This is a genomic window from Vibrio sp. J383, from assembly GCF_023503985.1.
Classification (GTDB): Bacteria; Pseudomonadota; Gammaproteobacteria; order Enterobacterales; family Vibrionaceae; genus Vibrio; species Vibrio splendidus.
Genome location: NZ_CP097294.1, coordinates 771,416 through 784,174 on the forward strand (window position 1 = coordinate 771,416; position 12,759 = coordinate 784,174).

11 protein-coding genes are annotated in these 12,759 nt (G+C 43.8%); 3 read left to right on the forward strand and 8 right to left on the reverse strand.

Going from position 1 to position 12,759, the window contains the following annotated elements:
* Positions 1-3: 3 nt before the first annotated feature.
* From M4S28_RS19905 to M4S28_RS19915, 3 genes are all read right to left on the reverse strand, one after another.
* Positions 4-552, reverse strand: a complete 549-nt coding sequence (locus tag M4S28_RS19905; protein ID WP_004732085.1) for an ECF-type riboflavin transporter substrate-binding protein — start codon at positions 550-552, stop codon at positions 4-6.
* A gap of 319 nt (positions 553-871) precedes the next feature.
* Positions 872-2,002 (reverse strand): HlyD family secretion protein, encoded by a 1,131-nt coding sequence (locus M4S28_RS19910; RefSeq protein WP_102498131.1) that lies wholly within the window; start codon positions 2,000-2,002, stop codon positions 872-874.
* Entirely contained in the window at positions 2,002-2,397 is a 396-nt protein-coding gene (locus M4S28_RS19915; protein ID WP_017064245.1) for a DUF3302 domain-containing protein, read from the reverse strand. Before M4S28_RS19915 ends, M4S28_RS19910 begins: the two co-directional genes overlap by 1 nt.
* Positions 2,398-2,647: 250 nt before the next feature.
* Here M4S28_RS19915 and M4S28_RS19920 point away from each other — a divergent pair, with 250 nt between their 5' ends.
* On the forward strand, positions 2,648-3,550 hold the full coding sequence (locus M4S28_RS19920) for a DMT family transporter (RefSeq protein WP_249633618.1): 903 nt from the start codon (positions 2,648-2,650) through the stop codon (positions 3,548-3,550).
* Positions 3,551-3,613: 63 nt separating this feature from the next.
* Here the strand turns inward: M4S28_RS19920 and M4S28_RS19925 are convergent, their stop codons facing one another.
* The 4 genes from M4S28_RS19925 to deoD form a co-directional block, all read right to left on the reverse strand.
* Positions 3,614-5,194 carry a GGDEF domain-containing protein gene (locus M4S28_RS19925; RefSeq protein WP_017094635.1) on the reverse strand — a complete coding sequence of 527 codons (1,581 nt, stop codon included), beginning with the start codon at positions 5,192-5,194 and terminating at the stop codon, positions 3,614-3,616.
* On the reverse strand, positions 5,194-6,663 hold the full coding sequence (locus M4S28_RS19930; RefSeq protein ID WP_102499697.1) for a hypothetical protein: 1,470 nt from the start codon (positions 6,661-6,663) through the stop codon (positions 5,194-5,196). The genes M4S28_RS19925 and M4S28_RS19930 overlap by 1 nt, the downstream gene beginning before the upstream one ends.
* Before the next feature lie 185 nt (positions 6,664-6,848).
* Positions 6,849-8,318, reverse strand: a complete 1,470-nt coding sequence (locus M4S28_RS19935) for a hypothetical protein (RefSeq protein ID WP_004732073.1) — start codon at positions 8,316-8,318, stop codon at positions 6,849-6,851.
* 81 nt (positions 8,319-8,399) lie between these two features.
* A complete protein-coding gene (gene deoD, locus M4S28_RS19940; protein WP_004732072.1) occupies positions 8,400-9,110 on the reverse strand; it encodes a purine-nucleoside phosphorylase in 711 nt (236 codons plus the stop codon).
* Between the two features lie 347 nt (positions 9,111-9,457).
* Here deoD and M4S28_RS19945 point away from each other — a divergent pair, with 347 nt between their 5' ends.
* The gene (locus M4S28_RS19945) at positions 9,458-10,534 is read left to right on the forward strand and encodes a L,D-transpeptidase family protein (protein WP_249633619.1); all 1,077 of its coding nucleotides are present in this window, start codon (positions 9,458-9,460) and stop codon (positions 10,532-10,534) included.
* A gap of 146 nt (positions 10,535-10,680) precedes the next feature.
* On the opposite strand, the gene M4S28_RS19950 is transcribed toward M4S28_RS19945, so the two are convergent.
* Positions 10,681-10,947, reverse strand: a complete 267-nt coding sequence (locus tag M4S28_RS19950) for an Lpp/OprI family alanine-zipper lipoprotein (protein ID WP_029223276.1) — start codon at positions 10,945-10,947, stop codon at positions 10,681-10,683.
* Between the two features lie 361 nt (positions 10,948-11,308).
* On the opposite strand from M4S28_RS19950, the gene M4S28_RS19955 reads away from it, so the two are divergent.
* The gene (locus M4S28_RS19955) at positions 11,309-12,640 is read left to right on the forward strand and encodes a DEAD/DEAH box helicase (protein WP_004732064.1); all 1,332 of its coding nucleotides are present in this window, start codon (positions 11,309-11,311) and stop codon (positions 12,638-12,640) included.
* Positions 12,641-12,759 lie beyond the last annotated feature (119 nt).

A 12,759-nucleotide genomic window follows, 5' to 3' on the forward strand; every position in this document is an offset into this window, starting at 1 on the left:
CGCTTATGCCTCAGTCAGGTTGCGGCTTTGTTTGTTGCGTTTAGCGACTGATTTTAGGATCAGGAAGCCCACAACAGCGATCAGAACGGTGTTACCCGCTGCGATGATAGACAGTTGAGTGAAGACTTTAGTAAACGGTTCTGCATATAAGATAGTATCTAGGAACGCAGAGCAGCCGTAACCCACGACGTTACCCGCGAGAGCCAGAATCACAAACAACACAAAATCTTTCATTGGTAGTTCGCCTTGCTGAAGGCGGTTTTTGGTCATCATCGGGAACAAACCGATAACCATACCTACGATACCTGAGCCTAATACCCAAGTTAACCATACGCCCCAACCAGCAAATAAATCCGTTACCCAGTGACCGATAAAGCCAACCAAGAATCCAACAATTGGGCCGAACAAAACAGAAAACAGTGCTAGGACTGCCATCGCTGGTTTCAATGTCGTGTTCGCAAACACTGGGACACCAAACATAGGTAAACCACCAATGCCGTACAGTGCCGCGCCAATGGCAATAACGACCACTGTTTTAGCTGAAAAGTTCATAGATAACCTCGAATACTGAAAGATAAAGCTTAATAAAGAACGAATATTCACCATTATTAATATGCGTCTCAATGAGAACGTTTTTTGGGCAAATATAAAAAATAAGGCGCGCATTATACAGTAGAACACTTCCATAAGGGAAGGTAAGTGTCTAGATGTCTAATATTCCATCTGAACATTTAAATATCGTGTAAAAAGCGCAATTTTACGGTTAATCAAGCAACAAAAAAGCCAGAGCGAGTCTGGCTTTTCATTCGTCTTAACAATGTGTTAAGCGGGTTCGTCACATATCTACGACCGTTTAGTTGTCTAGATATAGTTAGTGGTCGAGATATAGATAGTTTTGCCAACTCTTCATGCGAATAAGGACCTTACGCATGATAGACACGTGAGTGAAGCTGTCAGAATAAACGGCAACTTCAACCGCGGTACCCATAGGTAAATGGTAGTCAGACAGATCATCAGTGATGCTCAATTTAACAAACACACGACCACTGGTACGCAACGCATCAGTACCTAGAAGCGCGCCTCTAGCTTGAAATTGGCTCTCACCAATAGCTGGAATTACTTCATCAATACGTCCTTTAAATACTTTTCCTGGCAATGCTCTAAACAAGAACTCAGCTTCGTAACCCGGTTGTAGACGCTGTAGCGAGTTTTGTCTAAATGCAGCGGTATAGAACTGCTCCTCTGTGTGAACAAACGTCATCACGGGAGCTAAAGGAAGTGGAACTGCCATTACACCTGGGCGTAATGCTAGTTGCGTAACGTATCCGTCAGTGGGAGCTCGAACCACGGTTTGTTCTAAATCAAACTGAGCTTTACGTAATTCAGCCAATAAGCTTAAAACCGCTGTATTCTCGCCACCTATTTCAGAGTTCAAGGCGATCTTTGTTTGTTCTAGGTTTGCATCTGCCACTTTCACGGCCGCTTCCGATGCTTTGTAAGCTTGTCTGCGAGTATCCAATTGCTGCTCGGTAAAAGCGCCACTGTCGTAACCGCGCTTGTAACGAGAAAACTCACGTTGGGCTTTATCTCTTTCCGCGATGGCTTTGATTTTTGCAGCCTCTGCTTCAACCACTTCAGATTCCATTCCAAGCGCACCTTGGCTTGCTTCTTTTACCTTGGCTTCTAACCTTGCGACTTCAGCTTCGAATGGAACTGGGTCTATTTTGAAAAGAATATCCCCTTGCTTCAGAGGTTTGTTCGCTTCTACTGGCACTTCGATAACTTTACCCCTAACGCCTGAAACGACTGGCGTTGTTGAGTAAACTTGGTTACCGATTTGTGTAAATGGATGGTTGTAGTTCATTAGTAGAATTAGGGTACCTACTATGATCACACCTCCAAGTACGGCAGTAGGTACTGTCCATTTATTTAGCGGTATATTGAACACCTTGAAAATGGTGATACAAAGCGCCGCATAGGTCATTATCAGCAGTAAATCCATTACTTAGCCTCCTGATCTTGAACGTTGTTTGTCTCTTTCTCTGGACTGCTTTGCTCAGCACCTGCTTGCTTGAGCTGTGCGATTTCTTCCTGAAGAGTACTCACTTGATCGATGAGAATATCGACGCGATGATGAATATCGTGTTGTTCTTCTTCTAATTTAGCGAAGCCCCAACCACGATCTTTGCGCCATAATGTTGCCCAAATCCAAAGAAATGGCCAAATAGTATGTAAGGTGAATAGGCTAACCCAGCCTGAGACGTGAATAGCATCTTGATGAGGGTGATTGCGTTCTTTCGCAATTTCATAGGGAATATCGTGAATAACGATGATGCCGTAAAAGATTACTAATGCTACGAAAATAAGTAAGCCGAGCGCAAAGTAGTCTAAAAACATAACAGATCCTTGTAATGTTAGATATTAGTTATAAATATACTACGCTATCATCCAAGTAATTGTTATAAAAATGATTTACCGAGTTGAAAATAATGTGTTGTCGCTTCTAATGCGAATAAAAGCATTGATGAATCTTATAAAATCTCATCGCGTTTGAAGAGGCTATTTCGGCTTTCTGGTTGGTATTTCAGCTGAAATGATGACAGCTACGATTCTAAATGACGTGCATAACCACAAGGGATAAATACGGATGTATATAGGTGAATTGGCGGCCATTGGCGCTGCAATTGTGTGGGCATGTGCGACATGGATCTATGGGCAATTTGGACATCGCTTCTCTGCGATGCAATTGAACATTGTTAAGGGTGTAGTAGCCTCTGGCATGATGCTGTTGGTCATGCCGTTAATACCGATGCCTGAATTTGAATTGAGCACCAACCATTTTCTGATATTGGCAATTTCAGGTGTGATTGGTATTGCGATTGGAGACAGCGCCTATTTTGCGGCGTTGAAAAGAATCGGTGCCAATAAGACGCTGTTACTGGAATCTTTAGCACCGCCTCTTTCTGGTGTGCTGGCACTCATGTTTCTTGGTGCCGCATTAACGTTGCAAAGTTGGCTCGGAGTCGTGATTACAACACTAGCAGTGACCTTCGTTGTCTTCCAACCATCAAAATCGGCGAGCGGTGAATCGAATGACAAAGCACGGTGGGGTGGCATTGGTTATGGGCTTGTGGCGAGTGTTTGTCAGGCATCCGGTGTGGTGATTTCTCATTACGCGTTAGTGGCGGGTGATATCCCACCATTATTAGGTGCACTGATTCGTCTCACGATAGGTGTGTTTGCAGTAATGCTGATTATCCCTTTTGTTGAAAAGAAGCCGTATTCATCGATAAAAAGAGATTTATGGGAAATGACTAAACTCGACAAGCTTTGGTTGTTAGGGGCGATATTTGTCGGAACGTTTCTCGCATTGTGGCTTCAGCAAGTTGCATTGAAGAATGCCAATCCTGCGATTGCACAAACATTGATAGCGACCAGTCCGGTCTTTATTTTGGTGATTTATGCGATTAAAGGGGAGAAAGTGTCAAAGCAAAGCGTCATCGGGACGCTTGCTGCTCTTGCTGGAATATCTCTGTTCTTTTATCAATAAGATGCAGGCTTAGCTACAGAGCTACAGAGCTACAGAGCTACAGAGCTACAGAGCTACATGCCACTACTCTGTACACACTTGATTACGGCCGTTGGCTTTAGCTCGGTATAGCGCTTTATCGGCACGGTAGAAGGTACGCTGAGTATTTTCTCCATCGCGATGTAAAGTGATACCGATACTCACGGTTAAACCGCGTTCTCCGAGTATTTCATGCCATCCGAATTGGAAGATGCGCTCTCGATAATTTTCAGAGTGCATTTCTGCTTTGGGAAGATCCGTGTTCTCTAGAATGACGAGGAACTCTTCTCCACCAAATCTGACACATGACGCGCCTCTAAACTTAAAGTATGAGCGCAGCTCTTGAGAAACGCTGACAATCGCTTTATCACCCACTAAGTGGCTTAGTTCATCATTGATAGACTTAAAGTGGTCGATATCAACAACCATCAAGGCGAAAGGTGCTTCGTGAAGCAACAGGTCTTTTAGTTTTACATCTAACCATCGACGGTTGTGTAACCCGGTCAGTGGGTCGGTGAAAACATCTTGTTGTAGTTGAGCAACTGTATTCTTGTGCTGTTCAGTCGTCTCTTTGAGTTCTCTATTTTCTTGTTCAGAGAGAATGAGTTTTAGTTGTAACTCAAAACGCGATAGGCGGCGTAGTTGGCTTGCACCGAGTTCGCTGATCGGGATCTGCTTCATCAGATCCGTTTCAATTCGGTAACCTTTTTTCTCATAGCTCAGAGCTTCTTGAAAACGGCCCTGATTCATACATACGTCACTCAAAGAGTCATAGAAACGCTTTGCAAGCACTGGCGATGAGTAGGCTTTTACACGTTTGTCTGTGCTCGACAAAATCATGCTCGCATAGTCTTGCTTTCCGGTTGCACTTAGGCAATGTGCTAACTCGAGACGAGTCATGGTCGCGAGCCAGCTTGCTTGAGTGCTGTTGGCTGGGTATTGAACTTTTGATAGGCAACGTAAGGCTTCGTGGTATTTCTTCTTAGCACGAAGCACTTTCGCCTGGTAAAGCAATATTTGAGCTGTGAGCAACTTGTCACTCACTAGAATACTTAATTCTTCGCACTCATTCAGTAAATCGCTGGCTGCAGTAATGCGGTTGAGCAGAAGTAGGCTTGCTACCATATGCAGCTTGAATTTGAGGCGAAGTGAGCGACTGCTTATCGCGTGGTCTATGCTGCTGATTTTTTGGTAATAGCGAAGAGCTCTGTTGTGATCACCATAGGCATCACACAGGTTCCCCATGCCTAAAATTGCTAATACATATTCATCGATATGGCCATGTTCAACCGCGATTGTCGATGAGCTGACGAATTCATTCAGTGCCGATGTGTAATCACCAATTTCAACTAAGCGATCGCTTAGGCTGGTCTTTACTGTGAGAATGTCTTCGATATCTACAGGAAGGTGGAGTAGGTCGAGTGCAAGCCTGAGTTCTTCGATACTGGTTTGATTCTGTTGTAACTCGGCACGGTACTCAGAGCTGATGATATAGCAGTGCGCTTGCTCAGTTTGCGTGGTCGAAACGTGCTGGCGAATGTGGTTCCAGAATATGATCGCTTCTTCACCCGATACCGATGAAGGGTCTAAACCAGCATCTGTGATCTTGCGTAATAGGGTTTCCATTATTCTATTACCTCAGCATCGTCTTCTTCTAATTGTTCAAGAGTGAACGGGAACGTCAAAATATCATTGAGGCTGACGGTAGGTCTCGAACCTTTTAATCCTTTTCTATGCCATGGATATATTTCTAGCATGGTGCTGAGAGTTTGGAAGGTTTGTTCTGCGGCTTCGCCTTTCTCTGAAAGCATCATAGCAACACGCTCTGAACTCAGCCTAGCGATGAAGTCGCTTTGATTACACAACGTATGAGCAATCTCGGTACAGACATCTAAGTAATCGGTATCGACATGATGGAACATAATGATGCTGTGGTTCGAACGCTTAAGTTCTGTCTTAAAGAGGACCAGCTTCTCCCACCAAAAGGTTTCAGAAACGACATAAGAGAGGTGCTTTTCAGGATCGTACTCATGCTGGCCACGAATACGATTAATCAGCTTTCGTGCTCTCTGTTCAAGCTGGCGTTTTGAACTGCGCGCTTTGTCTAAACCGACACGATTAGTTTGCTCTTTAAGCATACCGATGGAATATTGACGGTACTTTTTAAAGGCGACCAACGCAGCTTTGAAATCTTGGTTTTCTTCTGCAACCAAGGATTGTTGGTAACAAATTTGGCTAAGCAACTCACCATTATCGAATTCATTTGCAGAGTGTTCAGCGAGTTTCAGCAATTCTGCCGCATGTTCTGGTCTTTTTCTCAGGAGCTCCAATCGAGCTCGACTGATGTAAGAGTGCGCTTTCATCCAAACGAGGTTGTGTTCTACGGCTAGATTGTGCGCTTTGGCTGTCGCGCGCTCTGCATCATCTAGACGTTCAAGCCCAAGCAGAGCAAGGCCTCGAAAGTCCCATACTTCGGCATGCCAAGTGTTATCTTTATGCTCTTTTAATGCTTCTTCTGCACCGTCGAGTACCGAAAGCATTTCAACATAGTTGTTAAGCAGGTAGTAATCCCAAGCGAGCAGTATTCTTGCTTTGCCCTCTAGCCAACCAATGCGGCTGTTGTTAGCCACTTTAACGGCAAGCTGGTGGGTAGAACGTGCAAGCTTATATTCATGAGTCATTCGCCAGATGTTGCCAAGCCCAATGAGACATTCAATTTGAATCTCGACTTCATCAACCAGTGCAGATTGCTCTAAGGCATTGATCCAGAACTGTTGGGCGGAATAGTACTTGGCTTGTCCCCAGTACTGGAGCGCGTGTAAATGGAGGATTTCAGGGAGGAAAAGGTCGGTATCTAATCGGTTCTGGCGCTTGTAGGCTTCCTTGATGTACTTCAAACCTTTTTGGTAATCCATCAGGTTCCAGCTACACCTTGCCATTAACATTAACGACTGGATAGCACCCTCTTCAAACAGAACTTGCTCCGATCGGACTAGGCACTGTTGAGCAATCTCTAGGATCACCGATGGCTCAGAGTCGACACGAGTTTTGAGTTGTTCTAGTTCTGTTTCAAGAAGGTACTGATTTTTGTCCAAGAGTTAGATCCATAATTATCGAACATATTGATAACACAATCATTATAAGAGTGTGATTTGAGATAAGCACCAATTATCTTTCTTAGGGCCTTAAAGGAACATGTATCTTTTCCAATTATGGGTGTTACCTCATGTTGTTGCTTTAAAATCAATGAGTTCCCGAATAATTATCTAGAGGTCTGTTTCTATGAAAGTAGTTGCTTTAGGGTCAATGGCTGCTCTGCTACACCTAAGCGCTGCGCTGCCGTGAGCCCTTGCTTATCTTGGTAGCACAGATTGTGCCAAGCTCTAAATATGTCGAGCAATGGAAGAATGCCCCCAGGACGAAGCTTACGTCTGGGCTCATTAATGAAGCTATCAAATAACAGCTGGAAGCGTTGTTGATAGAACTTGGTTTGCTGAATTGAGGCAGTGTTAAACCACTGTTTTGGTTCTGGATTGTTACCCGTTAGGTAGCAAATGCCTTTCTGGTTATCACCTTGATTTGCGATAGCCCAACGATCGCGCCACCAACTCATGTGAACGATGTCGATCTTTTCGAAGCTTTGATCGTCTTGCCAGCCAGGATCTTCCTCTACATACATAAGGTCAATATTTTGACTCTGAATGCGCGGCAAACATACACTTAAAGCGGCAGATCTTAGTAATGGATCTTGTGGCATATAGATAGCGACATGCTTGTCTTCATTACACATATCAAGCACATGTAAGAAGTGAGCATAAGAGGTATAAGGCGGTCGAATCAGCGCGCCTTTTGAAGGGTAGCTAAATGTGGTGAGGTTACCCATAGGATCCTCAACGTTACCTCTCGCTAGAATCACTTGGTACTGCTGTTCAATACGCTCTTTCAACTTGTCAGATGGCTGAGGTTGTTCGAGGTTCGCTTCTGATGAGTGATCTTTGGATACAAAACGCGCAACGTCATCGTAAGGATTGTGATCAACATTCCCTGAAGGCTCTTCATTTTGAGAATAGTTGACGTGTTGGCAAAGGATATAACCAGAATGCGCTTCACCAGTCGCTATCCAGACCACACCGTTGTTACTTTGTGGCTGTAGACGCTGGTAGTGGGATGCGAACTCGTAATCTTTCGCATGGTTAACCCATCGTGCATCGATCATCGCTAATTTACGACGACAACGGCTCGCGATATGGTCAACATGATCATAGAAAGTCTTTGGATTGATCTCTAATTTTCTACAGATTTCACGTACGGAATAGCCCATGAACAGTAAGCCCATGAGGTTTTCTTGAAATTGGAGTTTTTTATTGGATCCAGACCATTTATCAACGAAGGTTGATTGGCAGTCTTTGCATCGATAACGCTGCCTGTCGCCACTGTAGCCGAAGGCATGATAAAGATGTTTGTGGGTATGAACCGATAAGCCGAAGTTATCGCAATCATCATTACGACAAGCAGGGAGCCCATCGCTGTGAAGTTGTCTTAGGCGATGAAGTTCGCTTAACACTTCACGATTGTTAAGTAAGGGGGGGAAAGCTCCACATTCACGACAAACCATCGCCGGACGCTTAGGGTTTGCGTGTTGCAAAACATACCGTTTTGCATCGCTCAAGCCAAAGTTGTCACACGCCAATGTTTTACAAAAGTTGAGTTGCAAACCATCCGCATCTTTTGGCAGCTTGTCGTTAGACACGATCTCCCCCTCGGGATTATTTGAGCAGCCAAGTAAGCTTGGCTGCGGGGTAACGCTTTTCAATGTATCTTATTCAAGTCGTTAGATGTTGATTGCAGTCTCTAGAGCAACTTTCATCATGTCGTTGAAAGATTTTTGACGATCTTCAGAGCTTAATTTCTCACCACGGATGATGTGGTCAGACACTGTTAGGATAGTTAGTGCTTTAGCACCAAGATCCGCAGCAACACCGTAGATACCAGCCGCTTCCATATCAACACCAAGGATGCCTAGCTTTTCCATTTTCTCGAAAAGGTCAGCTTCTGGAGTGTAGAAAAGGTCTGCAGAGAATACGTTACCAACTTTAACTGGAACTTCTTGTGCACGTGCTTGGTTTACTGCTTCTTCTAGAAGACCGAAATCAGCGATTGCAGCGAAGTCGTGATTGTTGAAACGAATACGGTTTACTTTTGAGTCTGTAGAAGCACCCATACCGATAACAACGTCCATTAGTTTAACGTCGTCACGTACCGCACCACAGCTACCTACGCGAATAACGTTTTTCACGCCGTATTCAGCGATAAGCTCGTGTACGTAGATGCAGCATGATGGGATACCCATACCGTGGCCCATTACAGAAACTTTCTTACCTTTGTAAGTGCCTGTGTAACCAAACATGTTGCGAACGTCACAAACTTGCTTCACGTCATCAAGGAATGTTTCTGCAATGTATTTTGCGCGAAGCGGGTCGCCCGGCATAAGTACTGTTTCTGCGAAATCACCAGCTTGAGCATTAATATGAGGTGTAGCCATGGTCGTTCTCCAAAGTTTAAACGGTAATGATAGGAACAGGATTTAATCAATTACCGATTCTGTTGAATTGAATTCGTTTTGTTGAGGCAATATTAGCGAGTTAAAACGAGGCTCCATGAGACTTTAGTCACAAAACCGCTTTGCCATTATAGTTTTATTAATATTGATAACCAAATATGTTGAAAGCGTAAAGGCAATCGATTTTGTATGGGTAAATTGCACGATATTTAAAGATAAAGCTCGAAATATAAATCTGTTGCATATTGCCTTGGAGGCAACAATACGTTGTAGAGACGTTTGATCAGCGATAATCTAAACTTTGATAAAGAGACAAACCAAGGAATTGTATGTCGTATTGCGCTAACTCGACGCCTTCGCACTCGATGAAAACACAGTTACAGACGAAAACAAGGTTACATAAGCTAGCGTTGGTCGCTGTTAAATCCACATTGATTACTGTTAAGTCCGCATTGATTACAGCTAGAACGACTTTGTTTGCTGTGAGAACTGCTTTACTTGCTCGGGTAATCATTTTGCTTGCTGGCGCGATGACTTCGTCGTGGGTGTCTGCTGCAACTTTTGAGTTGCCACCAACAGAAAGCCGTATCGTGGGCAGAATACAGCAACACGAAGTTGCGGCGGGTGAAACCTTGGCGATCATTGCAAAGCAATACGATATTGGCTTTCTCTCTTTAATGGCGGCAAACAAAGGGGTCGATCCTTTTCTTCCTGCTGAAGGCTATGTGTTAAGCATTCCTAGCCGTTTGATTCTGCCGGATACTCCGAGAAAAGGTATTGTGATTAACCTTGCCGAGTTGAGGTTGTACTATTTTGAGCCTGAGAAAAATCAGGTGCATGTCTTCCCTGTCGGTATCGGTCGAGTAGGGCGTGATACTCCCGAGATGATCACAAAGATAAGCCAAAAACGTCCAAACCCGACTTGGACTCCTCCAAACTCAATTCGCAAAGAGTACTTAGAAAAAGGGATTGAGCTACCAAGAGTGGTTCCCGCAGGGCCTGAAAACCCTTTGGGAGAGTATGCACTGCGACTTGCTTATGGTGCAGGTGACTACCTGATACACGGTACTAATAAGGATTTCGGGATAGGTTTGAGAGTCAGTTCTGGGTGTATCCGTATGGAACCTAAAGATATCGAGTGGCTTTTTGAACAGGTGAGTCGTGGTGAACAAGTCACAATAATTGATGAGCCGATTAAAGTGTCTCTAGAGCCCGATAGAAGTGTATTTGTTGAAGCTCACGAACCTTTGACGCGAAGTGATGGCTCTAAGAAATTACTGCAAATCCCTGTTGAACTAAAATGGTGGCTTGAAGACGCTAATCTTCCTAATTCAAAAGCCAAAGCAGTTATCTTTGCTCAAAATGGTGTGCCTGTTGAAATTGCACCGCCTGTGATTGAGTTCTAATTTGATCGGTTGTGAGTAAAGCCCCATAGCTTTCTTTTTCTTTCCCCTCAATAAAAAACACCACCTCTAAAAGAGGTGGTGTTGTCAATTTACTGCATGTATATACGTCTTTTGAAATCTACAGCTTCATTGAGCTTCTATCTCAATTACTTAGTGTAAGACTCAGCAATGTTGTCGATACGGTCGTTAGCACGATCCGCTTCTTCTTTTGCTGCCATAGCCGCAGCAGATGCTTCTTGAGCTTTCATTTCAGCAGCCGCTTTGTCACTCTTAAGTGCTTCTACTTCGCTGGTTAGCTCAGCAACTTGGTTAGTTAGTTGGTCCATTTCTGATACCGCTGCTTCTTCAGGCTCTGAAGAACAACCAGCTAAAATAAATACTGAGGCTGCAGCTGCGATTAACGTCTTATTCATAAGAACTCCTTGCTTATTTATCATCAAAAGATGCGCTATACATTCTTTATCATATAGTCGCTTCATTAATGATTGTAGCGACTAATTTTTTAACTGCAAAAACAATAACTAAAGAAATTGCTAAATTTTTGAGGTCATTAGCTAGGTATCACAATCTGTCTCACTTTTGAGATGAAGTGTTTGGTGCGGCAATAAGGCAGTGAAAGGGGAGTCACCCCTTTGCTAACGGCGCATACAATATTCTGGCTAACATTAGATAAAAGGATAAATTTACTGTGATCTCTATCCTTATAAAGTACTTTCGCGGTATCATGTCACGTTAAATTAATTTTATTCAATACCATCATGACTGGAGAGTCCTTTGCACTTTAAAGATTTAGGCTTAGATAACCGCTTACTGAAGAACTTAAAACATTACGACTTCAAGAAGGCGACAGAGATCCAATCAAAAGCGATCCCTGTTGCTATTGCTGGTAAGGATCTATTGGCTTCATCAAAAACGGGATCAGGTAAAACATTGGCGTTTGTGTTGCCGATGATACATAAAGCATTAAAAACAAAAGCGTTTTCTGCTAAAGATCCTCGTGGTGTAATTTTGGCTCCTACTCGTGAGCTAGCAAAACAAGTTTACGGCGAGCTGCGTAGCATGCTTGGCGGTCTATCTTACGAAGCAACACTTATCTTGGGTGGCGAAAACTTTAACGACCAAGTTAAAGCTCTACGTAAGTACCCTCGTTTTATTGTTGCGACTCCAGGCCGTCTTGCTGATCACCTTGAGCACCGCTCACTGTTTTTAGATGGTGTTGAAACGCTAATCCTTGATGAAGCTGACCGTATGCTGGATTTAGGTTTCGCACCTGAATTACGTCGCATTGCGAATGCAGCTAAGCACCGTCGTCGTCAAACGTTGATGTTCTCTGCGACGCTTGATCACGCTGAAGTGAATGGCATTGCAAATGAAATGCTAGACGCACCTAAGCGTATCTCTGTTGGTGTTTCTAACGAACAGCACCTTGATATCACTCAGAAGTTCTATCTGTGTGACCATCTAGATCATAAAGAAGCGATTTTAGATCGTGTGATTGAAGAAGCAGAATACCGTCAGGTGATGATCTTCACTGCAACTCGTGCCGATACTGATCGTTTAACGGATAAGTTAAACGAGAAGAAGCTTAAAGCCGTTGCATTGAGTGGCAACCTAAACCAAACGCAACGTAATGCCATCATGAGCCAGTTCGAGCGTGCGGTTTACAAGATCTTGGTAACAACCGATGTTGCTTCGCGTGGTATCGATATTCCAAACGTAAGCCACGTTATCAACTTTGATATGCCTAAGCATACAGAAGAGTACGTGCACCGCGTCGGTCGTACTGGTCGTGCGGGTAACAAAGGTGATGCAATTTCTTTGGTTGGTCCAAAAGACTGGGATAGCTTTAAGCGTGTTGAGCTTTACCTTCAACAAGATCTTACTTTCTCTGTACTTGAAGGTCTAAAAGGTAAATTCAAAGGTATTAAGCCTCGTAAACCTGCTTTTGCTAAAGGCGGACCTGCGAAGAAGAAGACCAGCACCCAAGTTAAGAAAACGCCGAAGAAACCGGTTAAGCGCGATAAGAGCTTCCACCAAAATGTGGCTGTGGGTGATACCGTGTTTATCCCTAAGAAGAAAGTCGCACCAAAAGTGGACGACGAGTAATCAACTTGTGTGACCTAAAAGCTTAGCTTTGAAAGGTTGATGCAAATAAAAAACCGCCGATGATGGCGGTTTTTTTGTACCTGCACTTCGTGTAAGCCCTTAGCTTCTGGTACTTACAG

Coding starts and splice junctions, on each gene's coding strand:
- M4S28_RS19925 (WP_017094635.1), bottom strand. CDS start 5,194: ATGGAAACCCTATTACGCAAGATCACAGATGCTGGTTTAGACCCTTCA.
- M4S28_RS19950 (WP_029223276.1), bottom strand. CDS start 10,947: ATGAATAAGACGTTAATCGCAGCTGCAGCCTCAGTATTTATTTTAGCT.
- M4S28_RS19910 (WP_102498131.1), bottom strand. CDS start 2,002: ATGGATTTACTGCTGATAATGACCTATGCGGCGCTTTGTATCACCATT.
- deoD (WP_004732072.1), bottom strand. CDS start 9,110: ATGGCTACACCTCATATTAATGCTCAAGCTGGTGATTTCGCAGAAACA.
- M4S28_RS19915 (WP_017064245.1), bottom strand. CDS start 2,397: ATGTTTTTAGACTACTTTGCGCTCGGCTTACTTATTTTCGTAGCATTA.
- M4S28_RS19920 (WP_249633618.1), top strand. CDS start 2,648: ATGTATATAGGTGAATTGGCGGCCATTGGCGCTGCAATTGTGTGGGCA.
- M4S28_RS19945 (WP_249633619.1), top strand. CDS start 9,458: ATGTCGTATTGCGCTAACTCGACGCCTTCGCACTCGATGAAAACACAG.
- M4S28_RS19905 (WP_004732085.1), bottom strand. CDS start 552: ATGAACTTTTCAGCTAAAACAGTGGTCGTTATTGCCATTGGCGCGGCA.